Raw genomic sequence first — 17,790 nt, forward strand, 5'->3', positions numbered from 1 at the left:
GTGCCGTAGTGCTGGGCGTTCATTGCGCTATACTTCAAATCGTTTGCCAGCCGCAGCAGCTCCTTACTCTGCTGTAGTGCCGTATCCGCTGCGTATAGGTGGCTTTTCGTCGCCGTCTTGTCCCACTTGATTACCTCTTGCAGCATTTCCAGTATTGCGTTTCTGGTTGCTGTTTGCAGGCTGAATTTTTCAAATTTCGGGTACTTGCTTAGCAGCGGATATATGTATAGCAGGAAATCATATATTTTCTGGTGTAGTTGGTCTGTTTTTGCCTGCGCCGTCATTTTGCACCCCCCGTAGTAGTCGGCTGGGCTTTCGCCCGCCGTCTACATGGAGTCACACGCCCCACGCCCGCCAATGCTGCCGTCGACGTTCCACGGGCAAATGCTGCAATTCACGGCACGTGCGCCCGCACTAGCGCCATAGTGCCAGTTGCCGCCCGCCATCAGCGCCGCCACAGAATATGCGTAATACTGATAGATATTGCCAACGTCGTAATTTTTCTCGCCCGTCTTAAGCGGCGTTTTCTTATCCCAGCCCCACGCTGCTGTAGGGTGGTAATCTGCATTTGTGGCGTGTTCTGCCCTTGTGATAAGGTCGTTAAGCCATTCCCAAACACGCCCCACGGCATCTACGCAGCCTACGGCAGAAACAGCATTAACCACGCTGCCCGTAACGCCCCTGCCCGTATTCGTGGTCGCCGTCCATGCGTTTGTATTTGCGTTATCCAATCCCTGCGGGCTGCCAAAAGCGTAGGCGCAAAACTCGCTGTAATCTGGCAGGCGCTTACCGCTCTTTGCCAGACGTTCTACAAAATTGTACCAATTCAGCCCCTCTGTACCCGTGGCGGGTGCGCAGTTGTAAGAGGACTTTAAGCCCTTTGCGCCGTCGTCGCTGTTAAGGTAAATGTCTACCCATGTGCCGCCGCCCAGATATACCATACCCTCTGGGCTGCATTTCGGGCGGTGTCCCAGCGTCCATACAGAACGTGGCACAATGCCGCTGCTTACTGCGCTTTCCCAGCCAGTGCCAAAGATAACGCCGCTGCTGTTCACGGGCTGCAAATTGCCGTCTACCTTACGGCAGCGCCCGTAATGAAAGCCGCCTATTTTTCGGCTGTTGCTTGCGTTCCAGCCATTAGGGTACGTGGAATTAAGGGAAATGATATACCGCTCGTCTGCCGCATCAATCCTGCTGTCGCAGATATATACGTAGTAATCATTACCCACGGCAAAAGCGCTGCCTACGTCCAGATTAGCAGCCGTAAGCACTGTGTTTCCCGTCTTAAATATGCCAGCGCCGCCCACTGCGATAACGCAGCCCTCTACTACCGTCAGCTCGTTTGCGCCACTGGCGTACATATACTCGTTGCTGGGCGCTACAATATCGCTAATCATAGCCATTTTGTTTACGTTCAAAAGCGCCCTTGCGTCGGTCTTTGTCACGTCGTCAACCATTAACCTACTCATACTGTTTTAACACTCCTTTCAATGCTGTAATGTCGTCAGTTGTCATGCCTGCCACGGTTTCTGCCGTTTCCAGCGCAATCACGGCGCAGTCAGCCGCCACCGCTTTAGACAGCGTAAGCACCGTGCGGTCATTTGCTGCCTCTCCTGCCTCCTGCGCCTCGTCGCTCTGTACGTGCGTCACTGCCTGCACCGTGCCAGATACGCCGCCCGCCGTAAACTTCATGCCTGCCGCCGCCTCGTCGCAGTAAATAAGCGTTACGGCTTTCTTTTCTGGCTGCGCCGCCACTACTGCACACTGTATGTAGCGCTGCGCCTCTGCGCTCTCAATCTTTGCCAGCAAATCAGCCGCCGCCAGCTCCCCAGCCGCCACCATAGCAAGGCAGTTGTAATAGTCCTCTTTGGTCTTTAATGTCTTTGGAAATCCTTTCATGGTCTGCCACCTTTCCTAAAATGTATTTGCAAGATAGGAATTGCCTGCATAAGCAAGCCCTAATACTGCCGTGTCTACCTCTCTTTCGTAATGCTGGCTCATGTAGGCTGCGCCCATGTAGCAAAGCCCTAATACTGCGTCGTGCTTATAATCAATGCCCCAGCCGCTTTCTATCCTTTTTACCCGCTCTTCCAGCCCCTTAAGTGCCTCTTTCGTTTCTGCCGTTCCTGCCGCTGCCGCCTGCGTAAGCTCCTGCACTGCTGCCGTAAGCCCGTCTATTTCAAGCTGTAGCTGCCCTGCCGCATCTTCCCCCAGCTGCCCCTTGATAGCCTCAAACCATGCGTTAAAATCGTTCTGCGCCTCTGTCTGGAAAAGCTGCATATTTGCCATAAAAGCAGTATAGGCTTTCAAAAGCTCTTCGTCCCAGTTGTTCAATGTGTTCTCAAACGTTGTGTAGCGCTCGTTAAACTGGCTTTCGTACTGTGTGAAAAGGCTTTCTGTCTGGGTTACGTAGCTTTCATATATACCCGCCAGCTCTGTAAGGTACTTTTCCATGTTCTGCTTATATACGCTAAACTCGTCCAGCACGGCTGCGCTGTAGGTATTGAAAAAGTCCGTAAACTGCTTTGTGAGTACACTTGCGTCTATTTCCTTTACCGTCCCTACTACAATGCCGCAGACGGCACTATTAAAGCGCTGGTCTGTGATGTTCTGCGTCAGTATCTTTGTTACGCCCTTGCCTACGTAAATGTCCGCAAGCGCCAGCTCCCAGACTTCCGTATTACGGGTTAAGGCTGCTGCCACTGGCTTTGCAGACGGCGTACCCTTAAGCACGTCTATGTAAATGTCCCGCAGTACTAAGTCCCAGCGCACTACCACTCTGTCTACCCTATTCTGCGCCCCCTCTGCCCTATCCAGCATTACGCCCTTGCTTACTGGGTTTCTAAAGGCGTACCCGTTTATAAAGGCGTATCCCATATTTACCCTTATTTCCATGCCGCTATGTGCCACTACTTGCAGCCCGTCGCTCGGCTTTGGGAATACGCCGCTTGCTAAGAACGTGGCAAAATACCACGCCCAGTCCTCGGCTTTAAATACCCTGTCAAATTCTCCATCTACCTTTATGGCGTTAAACGGTAAGCTGTCTGCCATTCCCTCTACCTCACTTTCCTTATCTGGTCTACCAGCGTAGGCAGGCTGTCCCCAAAAGTCGCCTCTATGGTTTCCTCGCCTTTCTGGTACGTTTCTGTCACTTCTGTTATGCGTGCGTCTATCTGTATCCCCCACTTTTCCTCTTTGCAAGTGATACGGTCGCCTAAATCAAAATCGCTCTTGAATTTCAAGTTAGAATTTGTGTTTATGGTACTCACAAAGTTTATCGTTTTCCCGTAGCTTTCCAGCTCTGCGCCGCCCCTTGTTCTAAGCATAGCCAGATAGGTATTAAGCGGTATTGTTACCTCTGTTTCCCCGCTCTGGTACTTCCTTGCTATGTCCGTGGCATCACAAAAAACCTCTTCCAGCTCTAAGCCCGTTGCGCCCTCTCCGTCCACGGTAACTACGGGCTGGCTGCCGTTGTCGTCTGCCGCCCCCTGCACATAGATAAAGTTCCCGCAGTTCTCTATACTGGCTGTGTATTCCTGCTCATTCACGTTGTCAAAGTCACGGGAAAATATGCAGGGCGTGTTACCGTCATTGTTTGCCGCCGTAAGGTCTTTGCCCTTATACAGATAAAAGCCGTATTTCTTCTCTCTTTCGTTTACCAGAATGTCATAGCCCAGCTTGCCAGCCTGCGCCCTCGCCTTTACTTCCTGCCCCAGCTTTGCGTATACCTCGTTTGCGTACTCAACGCTGCTGCCCGCTATGGTATCCTGCGGCAGTATAACAAATTGCGGGAAACGCCGCTTTGCGCCCGCCCCGCTGCCGCAGTTCTTTGTTACCATTGTGTTTATAAGGCTCTGGTTCGTGGCTGTCGCCACAATCTGCGGGCAGATGCAGCGCTTGTTAAGCCAGCGGCTCAACATATAGCCCTGCGCCTCTAGCTGCTCTAGCCCGTTCTCGTCTTTGGTTATATGTACGTAGGTAATCTGCGCAGCCCTGCGCCATATCCCGCCGTCTGCGGTCTGTACTTCCTTTTTGCCGTCGTGCTTGGTAAGTATGTTGCCCTCTACCAGCAAACGGCTGTTATTGTCCGTAATCGGCGCAAGCAGGCTGAATGTACCCACGTCAAAGTATTTCGTGTGCCATAGCAGGCTTGCCATTTCGTCTATCGTCCCCAGCGGCTCTACCGTCTTGTCAAATACCCTAATCTCCATGCCGTCACACTCCTAAAAATTCCTTATTGTAGAAAATCGCCACTTCCAGCGAATTTACGCCGCCTGCTGCATCATACCGAAAATTATTGTCGCCTATGGCAAGCTGCATAAAGGTACTGTCTACGTCGATATAGCGAAAATAGTCCGTTTCTTTCCCGTCCCGTATCAGCTTAGCGCCCTTGCTGCCGTATTTCGTGTTAATCTCTATTACGTCGCCCGTCTGCATCACTGCATTTACTTGTATAAATTCCTCTGTATCCACGTTTAGCAGTATAGGATTGCTTACCGTCCCCAGCGCCGTAAACCGTATGCGCATACCCGTTGATACGTCGCCCTCGTTATAACAGTCCACTATCACGCTCTCGGCTCTGTATCCAAATATCATGCTTTTACTGTCGTCCTTGTCAATCACGCAGGGGAAATGCCAGGCAGCCACCCAGCTTGCTATATCCTCTTTCGTTTCGTCCTCTTCACGCCAGAACGGGTTAAGGCACTCTAGCTGGAAAGCAAATTCATACAGCACGCTTTTTCTCTCTATCTTCGGCTCTCCAAACGTCCTGCAATTTATCACACGCTTAAAGCTGCCATATTCATAAGTCAGAGTGCCGCCCAGCTCTGGGTTAAGTATTTTAAGCATCTGGCGGCGCAGCTGTAATGCCTGCGCCTTGTCCCGTGTGTTAATATGCCCTAAAATATCCATATCTCGTGCCTCTATGCGCTGCCCTACGTATGTGTCGCCGTGCTGCCCCATGCTGTTTGTACTGTAAATGACATTCGTAACGCCCGCTATGCCGCCTACGTCCTTGCTTACGTTACAGAAAAATATACTGTCCGTCCCCAGCTCTAGGCTCTCGCCCCGTGAATTTGTAAATATCAGCTTTTCGTTTTCCATGCCCTATACCGTCCTTGCTATCATTCTAAATTGCCTTGCAGCCTCTTTTTGCTGCTTTGCGTAATCTGTTGTATTTGCGTAAATGTTCTGTATCACGGTAAAGCCGCCTGCTGCCCCGCCGCCTTTCGGCTTTGGCTTTTTCGGGTTTCCGTCGCCGTTCCAGTCATACGTAAAATCTTTGTCTACATTGACTTTTGCGCCTATATCAAACTCCTGCGGTATGTTGTCCTCTATCTGCTTGTTTACTTTCCCCATTTCATCAGAAAAGCCCACGCCGATACCCTGCGCCATGAATACGCCTACCTCGTCCCTAAATTTCCTTGACGGGCTGGCAATCCCTAAAGCGCTCTTTGCTGCATCTAGCAGGCTGTTTGCAAGGCTTGAAACTTTATCTTTTAGCCAGCTCCACCCGTTGCTTATGCCGTTCCAGATACCATGCACAATGTTACTGCCTATGTCAGCAAAAGAGCTACCGATATTAGAAAACGCATTTTTAATGCCGTTCACGCAGTTATTCATACCCTCTACCGCTTTATTCTTTACCTCTGTACCCCACTGGGCTACTTTGGATATGGCGGCAGAAATACTGTTGTAAATCTTCTGTGGTACTTCTTTTACAATGTTCACAATGCCAGTAACCATGCTGTTCATTACTTCTCTGGCTTTGTTTGCCATGTTTGCGCCCCACGTAGCCACTTTGGTAACTGCGCCTACTATGGCGTTCCAGATTTTCTGCGGTGTTTCTTTTACGATATTCACAATGCCAGTAACCATGCTGTTCATTACCTCTCTGGCTTTGTTCAGCATATTGCTACCCCATGTGGCTACTTTGGTAACTGCACCTATGATGCAGTTCCAGATTTTAGCAGGCGTTTCTTTCACAATGGTTACAATGCCCGTAAGCATTGTGTTCATTACCTCTTTTGCTTTTGCCACCATGTTTGCGCCCCACGTAGCCACTTTGGTAACTGCGCCTATGATGCAGTTCCAGATTTTAGCAGGCGTTTCCTTTACAATGGTCACAATGTTTGTAAGCATTGTGTTCATTACTTCTTTCGCTTTGGTCTGCATATTCAAGCCCCATGTGGCTACTTTATTTACGGCATCTACTATGCAGTTCCAGACTTTCTGCGGCGTTTCTTTCACAATGGTTACAATGTTTGTAAGCATTGTGTTCATTACTTCTTTCGCTTTGGTCTGCATATTCAAGCCCCATGTGGCTACTCTGGTAACGGCATCTACTATACCGTTCCAGATTTTCTGCGGCAGCTCCTTTACAACGTCTATAACCTTTGTTACAAACTCTGTAATGACAGTGCCGCCCTTTTCTTTCATGCTTGCGCCCCACTCGGCTATTTTTTCCACGCCCGCCGCTATCGCCTGCGGTATCTGTGTTGGCAGTTCCTTTAGCTTGTTTAAAATCGTCGTCACAAGCTGCCCTGCTGCCGCCACAATTTTAGGCAGCCCCGTTATAAGCCCCTCTGCAATGGCTACAATAATCTGTGGTACTGCCGCTATAAGCAGCGGAATTGCATCTATAATGCCGTCCACAAGCGCTACTATAATGTCGCCTGCGCTCTCCAAAATAAGCGGTATGCCCTCTACCAGCGCATTTATTATGCTGGTTATAATCTGCGGCAGTTTCTCTATGATGACTGGCAGCGCCGCTATAATCCCGTCTGCAAGCCCCGTTACAAGCTGTAAGGCTGCGTCTATCAGCATAGGCACGTTGTTTATCAGCGTATCCACTATGGTAAGCACTGCGTCTATTACGCTTGGTATCAGCTCTGGCAGTGCCTCCCCCAGCCCTTTTGCCAGCCCCGCAATAATCTGTACTGCGCCCTCTGCCAGCGTCGGTATTAGTTCTACAATGCCGTTAATCAGCGTTGCTATTATCTCTGTTGCGCTCTCTGCCAGCGTCGGTATCGCCTCTACAATGCCGTCCGCAAGCCCCGTAATCATTCCTACGCCCGCCTGCACGATTGCTGGCGCACTCTCTACAATGCCGTCCACAAGCCCGCTTACAAGCTCTACGGCAAAGCTGGTAATCTGTGGCAGCATTTCTGCCAGCCCGTTTACCATGTTTCCTAATGCGTCGCCAAAGCTCTGCGCCATTTTCCCCATATCGCCGCCCGCCTCTGCCGCACCCTGCGCCAGCTCGTTTGCAAACTGGCTGAAAATCGGTAGCGCCTGCTCGCCTATCGGCATAATAAAGCTGGTCTGTAGTATCCTGCCTGCGCCCTGCATAGCCTCTGAAAATGTGTCATATTTTACGGCGTTAATCTTCCCCATAGCGTCCGTGGTCTTGCTTATCTGCCCCTCAACGTCCATAAGCGACGTGCAGGCATCAGCGCCCATATCTTCCCACATAGTACCCATTAAGCCCACGCCCGCCGTATACTGTAGGCTCTTGTCGTCGCAGTTCTTAAGCGCCTCGCTTACCTGTCTCATAGCCTCTTTTGCGCTGTCGCCGCCCTTTTGGAATTTCCCTACTACCTCGTCTGCATTAAGCCCCAGACTTGTAAGGTATTCGTTTGCCGTCCCGTCATTCATGCGGATACTAAATTCCTTAAAAGCGTCGCCCATTTTGTCTATGCTCCATACGCCAGTAGCAGCGCCGTTAGCGATAGAGTTAAACATATCCTCTGCGCTTAGCCCTGCCTGCGAATACTGGTTACTGTATTCGTTGATAACGTCCAGCAAATCCCCGTTCTTGTTAAGCCCGTTCTGTGCGCCCTGCGCAATAAGGTTATATGCCTCGTCAGATGATAAGCCGAATTTCTGCATAAGCTGTGTGGCGGCTCTGGTGCTTTCCGCTACGTCAAAATCAAACGTATCACGCAGCGCTAAAGCGTTGGTTGTCATTTTTTCCAGCTCGTCTGCCCCTAAGTCGCCTGCCTGCTGCCGTACCTCTGCCATAGCTGCCGCTATGTCCTCAAATCCCTCGCCAAAATTTGCGTTATAGATATTCTCCATAACTTGCTTGTACTGCCCTGCGTCCTCTGTAGCCGTCCCCGTGGCTGCGCAGAAATCATTTAAAGCGCCCTTTGCCTCGTCCGCTTGGCTTACGGCATAGCCCAGCCCAGCCACTACCGCTGTACCGATTGCAGCCGCAGCCGTCCCAATAACTGCCACGCCCTTTGCCATAACGCCGCCCAGCCCGCCTAAAATGCCGCCCAGCCCAGAAAACTTGCCGCCTGCGTCCTCTGCCTGCTGCCCGCTTTCCTCTATCTCTTCGCCCAGCTCGTCTGCTGCGTTTTCTGCCTTTTCCAGTTCGTCTGCGGTCTTGTTAAGCTCCTGCTCTGTCCTTACAAGCGCCGTCCTCTGATAATTAAGCTGTGCCTCCAGCTTTTTACTCTCTTCGCTGTTCTCCCCCGTCGCCTGCCTGCATTTCTCTAAAGCCTGCTCGGTTTCCTTTACTTTCTTTGCCTGCTCGTCATACGTCCGCTGTAATACGCTCTGCTTTGCTTTTAGCGCCTCTGCGCTGTTTGCATTGTCCCTATATTCAGCGGTTACAAGTTTCATTTCGGAATTAAGCACTTTTAGGGTGCTGTTAATTTCCTTGCAGGCTGCCTTGTACTCTGCCTCGCCGTCAAAAGATAGGCGTGTTTTGATGTTCTCCGTCTTGTCTGCCATGAATTAAAAGCCCCCTAGTGCTATGTCAATGTCGTCCAGTTCCTCTACCGCCTGCGGCACTGCTGCCTTTTCCTGCTTGAAAATGTGCGGGTTATATTCCTTGTGGTATCTGAATAGTGTCACAATCTGGTATGGCGTTTTTCTCCATGCCTCACGCTCCCTATACCCCAGCAGTACCATAGCGATATATAAAAGCCGTGCAGTATCTAACTTTCCTGCACGGCTGCCGTTTCCCCCGCCTCTTTGCTGCCCTCTTTTTCGGTGTCCCCGCTGTCCTCTCCGTCGCCTGCCGTCCCTGCCGCAAACGACGCATAAATAGCCCGCTGCACCTCTGCCAGATTGCCTATATGTATTAGCCTGCCTATCTGCTGCTCTGTGAAAAGCTGGGCGTTCTCGTCCTCTTCTAAAAGCCCCTCATTGATAAGCATTGTAAGCAGCCACTTTGTATCCTTTACCCAGTCTGGGTTACTCTGGTTAAAAACCTCGTCCAGCTTGTCATAGCCGCCAAATTTCGTCTGTATCTCGTCCAGTGCGTTAAGGGTAAAAAGAAGTCTGTACTCTTTCCCTTTCAGCGTTACTGTATATCCGCCGTCTTTAATTGCGCTCATATCAACAAATTAAGGCGCAGCCATACGCTGCGCCTTTTCTCCTTTCCCTTTTATTCTGTTTTTTTATGCCTCTGTTATGGTTTCCGCTGGCTCTGGCACTTCTGTAAACCACGTCTTAGCTGCGTCGCTTTCCTCTGTGCCTACAAAGTCCGCTTTCCAGCGCCCGTCTTTCTTTCTTGCGGTAAAATCCGCCTCAATGTCTGGCGTGTTGAATTTGATGCTTTCCCCTTTGGTTTCGTACTTTTCAGACGGCACTTTAAACTTAACTTTAAGCAGCCAGACGTAGCGGAAACGCCCGCCCGTTTTCTTTGCCCTAAAGCCGATAGCCACATACGGCGGCTCGTCGTCTTTTCCAGCCCATACTACCTTATTCTGGTCTACCATTTGCCCCAGTACCTCTGCCAGCACTTCCGGCGTAAGGTCTTTTACTCCCAGCTTAAGTGTGCCGCTGGCAAACTCGGATACGCTTTCACTCAACGTGTCATCTGCATATAAGCTGCCGTCTGCCGTCTTTACAGATAAATCAGCCGTCATAGCCTCTGCCATTTTCTTAGGCGTTCCGTAAGTTTCCACGCCGTCTGCCTCTGTGCATACTGCGTAAAATAAATCTCTTAATCCCAGTGTCATTGTCTTTTCACTCCTTTAATATCTCGATTGTGATAGGCACTAGCCAGTACCCCGTTTCTGTTTCGTAGCTTTCCATATCCACGCTGTTAATGTAAAAATCTGCCGCCCGCAGCACTTCCAGAGTTTTCTTAAGCTGTGCCTCATAGTCGCCCTTATAGAAAAGCGTTACCCTATACATTTCCTTGCTTTCGCTCTCTGCGTCGTCTGCGCTTACGGCAGCGCCGCCATTCAGCCGCAGGAAAGTATAATAGGCTTTCGGCTTGCATCTGCCAGTATATACGCCCCGCTGTGCTGGCAGCCCTGCGCTCTCTAAAATCTCTTTTATGCTGCTCATTGTCCCGTTTCACGCTCCCATACTTCCCGCTGTGCCTCTACTACCTTTTCATGCGCCTTTTCGTTTGCCACGGTCATATACGGGCGTGGCTGCTGGCTGCTCGTCCCGTACTCTGCCACAAATCCGATAGTCGCATAGCGCACATTTCCTCTGTCGCCCTTTCTGTCGTTTCCGTGTTTCGCCCTGCCCTGCGGGAAAACATCAATATGCTTTTCCGTGCTGTCGCCCTTTACCGCAGTAGCCTTGATAGAATTGATAAAGCCGCCCGTTTCATGCAGCCCCATAGCCTGCGCCTCTGCTTTCTGTGCCTCTACCAGCACGTCTGCGCCCGCCTTAAGCATTTTCGGCACTGCCTCTACGGTAGCCTGCTCTCTCCTGCTAAAAGCCTCTATCACGTCCTCTAGCCCCGTTGTGCTAAACTCTGCCACTCCTACGCCCCCTTGTCCTTGTTCCGCAAATCCGTAAGCGTAAGCTCTATGGTATCGTCGTCTATGTCGTAGGTCTTAAGCACGAAAAAGCGCCGCCCGTCCATTTCTACGGTGTCCTCGCCCTCATAGTCTGCCTTATGTACCTCGCATTTTGCCTCTACCACCTTGCCCGTCTGCTGGCTCTTAAAATACTCGCTGTAGCCTACTTTCTTCTTGTTGCAGAAAACAGTACGGGCGCTTTCCTGCTGCTCATTCTCAAAGCCGCCAGCATTTACCCGCTCGTCTGGCGGCTGCTGGCTGATAAGTGTAAGCTCGTCTGCCCATGCTGCCATATCATGCCCCGCTTTCTGCGCCCTCGGTGTCCGTTTCGGACACTGGCGGCGCTGTGTTGTACTCCTGCGACAAAGCAAGCCGCATTTTCAGCGTGTCGTATGACTGCCTAAACTTCTCCGCTTTGTCGTTATAGCCAAATTCTGCCTTGCAGTAAAGCGTTACCGCCCTTATAATCAGTGCGTCGCCCCCGTCAATAGCTTTTATGCCGTCGTTTGCAAGGTCAGCTTTGCAGGCGGCTATACAGTCCTCAATTTCTGCCGTTATTTTCTCGCTTGTGCTGCTGATACGCAGCGCCGCCCGCATTTTCTCTGTTAATGTTGTGGCATCTGCTGCCATGCGCTGCACCCTCTTTCTGGTTATCCCACAATCTCTGCCACACCTGCTGCCGCCAGCTCTGCCGCACGTTCCCCGCTTACGCTGTAAGCCTCTCCTGCGTCCTTAATCTGGTTAAGCTGCTTGTCTAAAAACCTTGTGACGGCTTTTACCTTTACCAGCCCTGCCGCCTTTCCTGCCTCTTCCTGCGGCTTTTTGGCATCTTTGGTATTTTCCTCTGCTGCGCCCTCTTCCGTCGTTTCCTGCCCCGTCTGCGGCTCTCCTGCGGTGTCCTCTGCCTCTTCCACTGTCTGCCCGCCTGCTGCCCGTTCCTCTTCCTGCCGTGCCGCCTCTGCCTCAAAAAGCGCCTTTTCCTCTTCTGTAAGCTCTCCCTCTGGTACGTCCACCTCTACTGCTGCAATTCTGGCTATAATATCCTCTGCCTTTCCAGCAGCGCTTACGCCCATATCCTTTGCCAAAGCCTGCAAGCTCTTATAATCCATGCTTTTCAGCTGCTCTGCGTCTAAATGTCCTTTCATGCCCTTTACCTCATTTCTGGCAGCCAGCGCAGGCACGCCAGCCGCCGTATTTTTTCCTTACGCTGCCGCTATCTTCTCGATTGTTACCAGACTGTTTTTGTCAACTACCTTGCCGTCTGCCAGCATGATACCCTTTGTAATCTGGTCGTCTGTGTCGTTGTCCTCATACTTCTTAACGCCCATAGCGTAGTTGGTATTAAGCACATAGTCCTTGAAATTGAAAAGAAATGCAAATACCGTGCCAGCCGCCAGCGTCTTTGTGTATGCCGCCACATAATCACAAAGCACTACTTCCCTGCCTAAAAGCGTGCGCTCTGGCTTTCCTGCTATGCCGTGGTTTACTCTGGCTATCGGCTGCCCGTTGCTGTCCGTAATCCCCGCATACGCCATAAAGGTTTTTTTGCTCATGCACCACTTAGCGCCGTTCTCATAAGCCAGCGGTAACGCCGCCTCTGCTGCAATCAAATCATTGTATGACGGTGCGGCGCTCTCCACTTTCTGCCCCTCTGCTGGCGTTTCCGCTAAAATGCCTTTCGGTTTCCCGCTGCCGTCGCCGTCAATGATAGCCTGCTCTAACGCCTTTGTCATAGCCTCTACAATGTTGTTGATAAGCAGGCTTTCAAAAGCACTGATAGCCATTGTGTCAACTTCCAGAGATACGGCTACTGCGCAGCGCAGCTTATGGTATGCAAAGGTAATCATGCCGTCTTTCTTGATGTCCTTATTCTGCTTGTCGCTGCCCTTGCCCTCATTTACCCATGTTGCCATAGGCTTTACGGTGGATACGGGGATAGATACGCCGCCCTTATACGCCGTTCTGGTTACAAGCGCTAAAATCATGCCCGTGCTTTCCAGCTTTTCTACAATCTGGTTAAGCACCGTGGTAGGGATAACTGCCCCTACATCTGTTGTCTTGCTTACTGCGTCGGCTCTGTACTCTTTCGGCAGCGCCTCGCCCCTACACACATACTGCATAAATGCTTTACGGTACTCCATGCTGCCGTACTTGTCGCCGTCGTCCTGCCCCTCGCCTGCTGCCCCTGCAAAGTTTCTAAGCAATGTGGGCGCTGCGCCGCTCCCGTCGCCTGCCTCGTCGCCTACGGTTTCGCCCGCCGCAATTCTGGCAAGTAAGCTATTGCGCCGTTCAGCCGCCGCAATAATCGCCGCCCGCTCTTCCTGCAAGGCTGTTACCTCGCTTTCCAGCGCCGCTATTTCCTCGTCTTTCAGTTCTGCCGCCCTCGTGGTTAATTCCCCTCTAATCTGGGCTAATCTGGTTTCAATTTCTTTCAATCTCGGATGCATTGTCATTTCTCCTTTTCTTTTTTGATTTTTATAAGCTCGTCCTAATCTTTAGTAAGTTTATGCGCCTCTGTAGCAACTCCTGCCGCTCCTGCTCATAACTCCTATCAGCAAAAGCACGGGCGCTTATTTCCGTACCGCTGTTTGCTGGTATGCTAACCGCTGATACGTCATAAACCTTTTTAATTCTTATGATAGTCCTTGTGTGCGTCTGTCTGTCGTAGCTTTCCTCTGCCACCGTAAAGCCCCATGACATTTTGTTTATCATGCCTGCCTCTATGTCTTGGTATAGCCCACGGGCTAAGTCCGTCCTGCCTAAATCGGCGGCAACTAAAAGCCCCTTGTGGTCTGGGACTAGGATAAGTGTTTTATTTGACTGGCGGGCAAATACCCTGCCCGCATGGTCGTACTGCATGATAACGTCGCCCATGTCTGCGCCGTCCAGTGCGTGTGCGTCTATTCTTTCGTAAATCTTTGTGCTGTCCTCAAACTCATATAGCAGATACGGTGCATCAAACGTGGTAGCGTACCCCTCTACGTAATAATCCGTCTGTATCCGCTTTGCGGCAGCCCCAGCGGTCAGAGGCGCAGCCAGCGCCCTATATTCCCGTTCTTTCTTAATCGGCATCTTTTACACCCTCTTTCTTTCCGCTGCCGTCCTGCGGCGGTTCTGTCGGCTCTGGCGGCGTTTCCTGCTGCTGTGCGTCCTTTGCTGGCTCTGCTGCCTGCTGCCCCGCCTGCGGCGCTTGCTGTATGATTATCTGCGGCTTTTCCCCGCTGTTCTTCAGCTCGCTTATCTCCGTGTATTCCTTGCGGATATAATACTTGTCGCCGTCCTCAACGTGCGCCATGTTCCATATATCCATTACGCCGTTGCGGTTAAGCAGCGCACGGTCAAAAAGCTGCGTGCTTACTTGCAGCTTTGTTGCGTTGCTGGCATATTGTAGGCGATTAGCGGAAAACATGATAGCATTACCGCACGCCCTCTCACGCTCCGTAAAGCTCATGTTTGACATTACAAGCGATAGCTGTATCGCAAACGGCTCTATCTTCCCCTCATAGTAGGCGTTCCACGTTTCCTCATTGAATTTGTTTTGCAGAATATCCATGTTTGTACCAAAGTGCGTGCATACATTCTCTTGTATGTTCTGCATCTGCAAGGCGTTTGGCGTGTACGGCTTGCTTTCCACCTGCTTAAGCTCGCTGAATTTGTTGTCATAGATAATCATGCCGCTGTCATTCTCTGCGCTTAAGTTTTCCTCGGTAAACCTCTGCCGCTCTTTCTTTATGTCCTCTGGTTTCAGCATATTTGCCACCTTTGCCAGAAAACGGATATTTGCAGAATTTTTGACGGCGTTTATAATGCCCTCATTCTGCGTATGTATCAGCTGCATTGTCGGCTTAAGCGTGCGGTTATCCTCTCCGAAAAGGTCGTCTGTATATTCAAAGTCCGTCATAATCCCCACACGCTCAAACTCGATAGCGCCGTGTTCCCCGTTCCCAAAAAGATACCGTAAGTACACTTGCCCCGCCGCCTCTACTACCTCGCAGCGCTGCGCCCGCAGGGGATACCAGCCAATAAGCGTGCCGTATCTGTCCTCTACTGGCACAATAAAAGCGGTGTGTTCCACCGCTACATAGGTCGCCAGCCTCTTTATGAATTTTGTCGTATCCATGAAATAGTTAGGTTTTTGCTGTAGCGTCTTTTCCAGCCGCTTTAGTGCGCTGCCCTCTATCTCTGGCTTTAGCTTGCTGCAATGCGTGGCAAAGCTGTTTACTGCCGTTCTGGTCAAGTCCATTTCATATACGCCGCCGCTGTAGCTGGTAAACGTCGGGCTGTACCCGTTCAGCATCTTAAAATAGCTGTCAATATAGCGCAGCTCTTTACCATGAAAAAGATAGTCTAAGAATTTGATACCGTCCACTCTCCTTTCTATGCGGCGTTTTTAAGCAGCTCGCCGCACTCTTCCCAGTATTTCTGCCTTACCGTCATAGCGTCTATGACGGATACAAAGCCGTCGATATGCGCCCGCTGCTCTATCTTTATCGGTCTGAATTTCCTTGTTTCCATGTTGTGCTTAAGCGCAACATTCAAGAAATGTGTCTTTAGTAAATTGTTGTCTGCAATCTTGAAATTGCCGTCCTTTATGATACCCTCAAACTCCCGTATGACTGGCGTTAAGTTCTCCCCTTGATGTACGTCGTCTGTCTGGAAACCGTAGTCTTTCAATTCCTCAATCAGATATTTTGCCATGTATCGGTCATACCCTATTTTGAGTATGTAAATGCCGTATTTTTCCACCAGCCCCGTAAACCATGCGTATACGTCGTGGTAGTCTACGTAGTTGTCGCCGCTTAAGGTTATCAGCCCCTTTTTAACAAAAATGTCATACGGCACGCCGTCCGTAGCCTGCAAGGTTTCCACCCTGCCCCGTGGCATAAAGAATTGAGTGAACGCATAAAGCACGCCGTCCCTTTCAATTACCACGCTGGCTGCGGTCAAGTCCGTTGTCTGGCTTAAGTCTATGCCGCCCACGGCGTAGCAGTCCCTAAAGTCCTCTAAGGTCTTTTCAATGCCTGCGCCGTCCACCGTCGCATATTCCAGCCATGCAATAGAGCTGTTCTGCTTGATATTGCAATATTTTGTTAAAAACTCTGCCCGCTTGCTTAAGCTGTTTTCTGCTACCGCTATCTCGTCCATGAAAAAGCTCTCTGGTACAGATACCCCCATGTTAGGGTTAGCTTTCTTAAGCTCTTCTATATCGTTCCACTTTTCCACGTCGTCTATCATGTATAAGAACGGCAAAAGCCGCCTTTCCTTGCTGTTACCCTTTAAAAAGCTGGTGCTGCGTTTCATCAGCTCGTCGTATATGCTGTCGTTTATGTAGCCTGCGGTACTGATAGACAAAATCATAGGCTGGCGGCGTGCGCCTAAAGCAGACTTCATAACCTCATACTGTTTTAGCCCTGCGTCGCCGCTCCATGCCGCCATTTCGTCACATACCACCAGCTGCGGGTTAAAGCCGTCAGACTTCTTGGCGTTAAATGCGATAGGCTTTACAAAGCTGTTTGTTTCCTCGTAATAAATATCGCTGCGCCGCTTTTTCGCCAGCTCGTTTAGCTCGTCCTCTGCCTGCACCATTTTATAAAATCCGTCATACACAAGCGTTGCCTGGTCTAACTTTGGCGCTAAGCAATAGATTTCCTGCCCGTACTCTGGCTCTAGGTATACCATGTATGCAATAATCGCAGATGCAAACAAAGATTTTCCGTTTTTTCTGCCAATTACTATAAAAATCTCACGGAAAATGCGTGTTTTTTCTGCGTCTTGTATGCCAAAAATGATAGAAACTATGGCTTTCTGCCATAGCTCCAACTTGATTAAATCATTGCGCCCCTTGCTGTGGTGGCAAAAGTTCTCTATGAATTTTATAGCCTTGTTTGCCGCTTTTGCATTGAAAAAATATTCCTGCTTTTCCAGCCCGCCTACAATGATTTTATATATTTCCTTTATCCACTTTCCCGCTACAATTTCGCCGCTGGTAATCTTAGCGTGGTACTCATAGATATAGTTTTTATACGGCACTTTTGCCTACTCTTCCCGCAGCGCCTCTAGCCTGCTTTTCTTCCGTTTCGCAGCTGGCACTAAATCGGTCAGCTGCTTTATGACTGCTGCATAATTCTTGCTTAAAGCTATGTACGTTTCTGCCTCTGGGCTTTTCTTTGTCCCGTACTGGTTCTCGCCGTTCTTATACTCGCTCGTCCAGCCGTCCTGCTCTATGGTTTCCTGCAAGTCGTCCAGCTCCACGCTCATAAATGCAGCCTTTTCTATCAGCGGCGTTACTAAGTTTTTCTTGTTCTCGTCTAAGTCCTTGAAAATCTTCTTAAGCCTGCTCTTCTCGGACTTAATTCGCTGTTCTTTTGTCTTTTCCGTCTTTGTCGCCATTCCTTTTACCCCGCTTTCCTCTCCTGCGCCCACCACACCCCCTACACCACGTATGCGCACGCCCGTAGGGTAATTTTAGGGTATCCCCCTCGGTATTTTCCCCCTTTAATTATTTTTCTGGATAGGGGGGACTATGCGCCCGTCTGCGTCAAATCCATACCGCAGCTTTGGCGCTCGCTTATGATGCTCTTTATTATGGCAGTCTTGGCATAACGCCTCTAGGTTATCCCAGTTAAGCGTTATGTTTGCGTCGTTAATGTTTGCCCGTGTTATGTAGCGCTTGTGGTGTGCCACCTTTGCAGGCTCTCCGCAGCGCTCGCATATATAATCTTGTGACATTAAGTAAGCGGCTCTGGTATTCTCCCACGCCGCCGATAGATAGAAACTCTTAGCCCATGCTTTCATACTGTCCCCGCTCCTTTCCCTTTGTATTCCCAGCGCCCTAAGTTTCATGCGCTGGGTAGAGGCTAAAGAATGAAAACAAAAAAGAGTAGGCTACTGCTGCCGCCTGCTGCGGTTTAAGCTATCGCCTACTCTTTTCATGTTATCATTATACAGCTTTCAAATTCCCATGTAAACACCACGTTTTTACCACGGTATTACCACGCCTGCTGCCAGCCTGCTA

At 50.3% G+C, this 17,790-nt stretch carries 20 protein-coding genes and 1 pseudogene; all 21 read right to left on the reverse strand.

Translation table 11 applies throughout. The features are described from left to right. Window positions 1-284: pseudogene (locus NFS31_RS24225) on the reverse strand (four helix bundle protein); the annotation flags it as partial. A gap of 42 nt (window positions 285-326) precedes the next feature. Further along, a complete protein-coding gene (locus tag NFS31_RS24230) occupies window positions 327-1,469 on the reverse strand; it encodes a phage major tropism determinant (RefSeq protein ID WP_251501005.1) in 1,143 nt (380 codons plus the stop codon). After that, window positions 1,462-1,899, reverse strand: a complete 438-nt coding sequence (locus NFS31_RS24235; protein ID WP_251501008.1) for a hypothetical protein — start codon at window positions 1,897-1,899, stop codon at window positions 1,462-1,464. The genes NFS31_RS24230 and NFS31_RS24235 overlap by 8 nt, the downstream gene beginning before the upstream one ends. Window positions 1,900-1,914: 15 nt before the next feature. Next, window positions 1,915-3,051 carry a hypothetical protein gene (locus NFS31_RS24240; protein ID WP_251501010.1) on the reverse strand — a complete coding sequence of 379 codons (1,137 nt, stop codon included), beginning with the start codon at window positions 3,049-3,051 and terminating at the stop codon, window positions 1,915-1,917. Between the two features lie 5 nt (window positions 3,052-3,056). Continuing rightward, complete coding sequence (locus NFS31_RS24245) at window positions 3,057-4,211, reverse strand: siphovirus ReqiPepy6 Gp37-like family protein (protein WP_251501013.1); 1,155 nt, start codon at window positions 4,209-4,211, stop codon at window positions 3,057-3,059. A 4-nt stretch (window positions 4,212-4,215) separates the two neighbouring features. Further along, window positions 4,216-5,103, reverse strand: a complete 888-nt coding sequence (locus NFS31_RS24250) for a phage tail family protein (protein ID WP_251501015.1) — start codon at window positions 5,101-5,103, stop codon at window positions 4,216-4,218. Window positions 5,104-5,106: 3 nt separating this feature from the next. After that, entirely contained in the window at window positions 5,107-8,739 is a 3,633-nt protein-coding gene (locus NFS31_RS24255) for a phage tail tape measure protein (RefSeq protein WP_251501017.1), read from the reverse strand. A 3-nt stretch (window positions 8,740-8,742) separates the two neighbouring features. Next, entirely contained in the window at window positions 8,743-8,919 is a 177-nt protein-coding gene (locus tag NFS31_RS24260; RefSeq protein ID WP_251501019.1) for a hypothetical protein, read from the reverse strand. Between the two features lie 26 nt (window positions 8,920-8,945). Continuing rightward, window positions 8,946-9,347 carry a hypothetical protein gene (locus tag NFS31_RS24265; RefSeq protein WP_251501021.1) on the reverse strand — a complete coding sequence of 134 codons (402 nt, stop codon included), beginning with the start codon at window positions 9,345-9,347 and terminating at the stop codon, window positions 8,946-8,948. 63 nt (window positions 9,348-9,410) lie between these two features. After that, window positions 9,411-9,974, reverse strand: a complete 564-nt coding sequence (locus tag NFS31_RS24270; protein ID WP_172518796.1) for a major tail protein — start codon at window positions 9,972-9,974, stop codon at window positions 9,411-9,413. Window positions 9,975-9,981: 7 nt separating this feature from the next. Further along, on the reverse strand, window positions 9,982-10,308 hold the full coding sequence (locus tag NFS31_RS24275) for a hypothetical protein (RefSeq protein WP_172518797.1): 327 nt from the start codon (window positions 10,306-10,308) through the stop codon (window positions 9,982-9,984). Next, window positions 10,305-10,736 (reverse strand): HK97-gp10 family putative phage morphogenesis protein, encoded by a 432-nt coding sequence (locus NFS31_RS24280; RefSeq protein WP_251501024.1) that lies wholly within the window; start codon window positions 10,734-10,736, stop codon window positions 10,305-10,307. Before NFS31_RS24280 ends, NFS31_RS24275 begins: the two co-directional genes overlap by 4 nt. A 2-nt stretch (window positions 10,737-10,738) precedes the next feature. Then, the gene (locus NFS31_RS24285; protein WP_251501026.1) at window positions 10,739-11,068 is read right to left on the reverse strand and encodes a hypothetical protein; all 330 of its coding nucleotides are present in this window, start codon (window positions 11,066-11,068) and stop codon (window positions 10,739-10,741) included. Window position 11,069: 1 nt separating this feature from the next. Next, window positions 11,070-11,405, reverse strand: coding sequence for a phage head-tail connector protein (locus tag NFS31_RS24290; RefSeq protein ID WP_251501027.1), 336 nt, complete (start codon window positions 11,403-11,405; stop codon window positions 11,070-11,072). Between the two features lie 20 nt (window positions 11,406-11,425). Then, window positions 11,426-11,920 (reverse strand): hypothetical protein, encoded by a 495-nt coding sequence (locus NFS31_RS24295; RefSeq protein ID WP_251501029.1) that lies wholly within the window; start codon window positions 11,918-11,920, stop codon window positions 11,426-11,428. Between the two features lie 57 nt (window positions 11,921-11,977). Beyond that, window positions 11,978-13,222, reverse strand: coding sequence for a phage major capsid protein (locus NFS31_RS24300; RefSeq protein ID WP_251501031.1), 1,245 nt, complete (start codon window positions 13,220-13,222; stop codon window positions 11,978-11,980). Between the two features lie 28 nt (window positions 13,223-13,250). After that, the gene (locus NFS31_RS24305; protein ID WP_251501032.1) at window positions 13,251-13,847 is read right to left on the reverse strand and encodes an HK97 family phage prohead protease; all 597 of its coding nucleotides are present in this window, start codon (window positions 13,845-13,847) and stop codon (window positions 13,251-13,253) included. Further along, window positions 13,837-15,144 (reverse strand): phage portal protein, encoded by a 1,308-nt coding sequence (locus NFS31_RS24310; protein ID WP_251501034.1) that lies wholly within the window; start codon window positions 15,142-15,144, stop codon window positions 13,837-13,839. The genes NFS31_RS24305 and NFS31_RS24310 overlap by 11 nt, the downstream gene beginning before the upstream one ends. 8 nt (window positions 15,145-15,152) lie before the next feature. Continuing rightward, a complete protein-coding gene (locus NFS31_RS24315; RefSeq protein WP_120436395.1) occupies window positions 15,153-16,805 on the reverse strand; it encodes a terminase large subunit in 1,653 nt (550 codons plus the stop codon). A 6-nt stretch (window positions 16,806-16,811) separates the two neighbouring features. Beyond that, complete coding sequence (locus tag NFS31_RS24320; RefSeq protein WP_251501035.1) at window positions 16,812-17,198, reverse strand: hypothetical protein; 387 nt, start codon at window positions 17,196-17,198, stop codon at window positions 16,812-16,814. 72 nt (window positions 17,199-17,270) lie between these two features. Beyond that, window positions 17,271-17,570 carry an HNH endonuclease gene (locus NFS31_RS24325; protein ID WP_251501038.1) on the reverse strand — a complete coding sequence of 100 codons (300 nt, stop codon included), beginning with the start codon at window positions 17,568-17,570 and terminating at the stop codon, window positions 17,271-17,273. Between the last annotated feature and the right edge of the window lie 220 nt (window positions 17,571-17,790).

Origin of the sequence: Otoolea muris, from assembly GCF_943193115.1 — a bacterium.
In the GTDB taxonomy this organism is placed as follows: Bacteria; Bacillota; Clostridia; order Lachnospirales; family Lachnospiraceae; genus Otoolea; species Otoolea muris.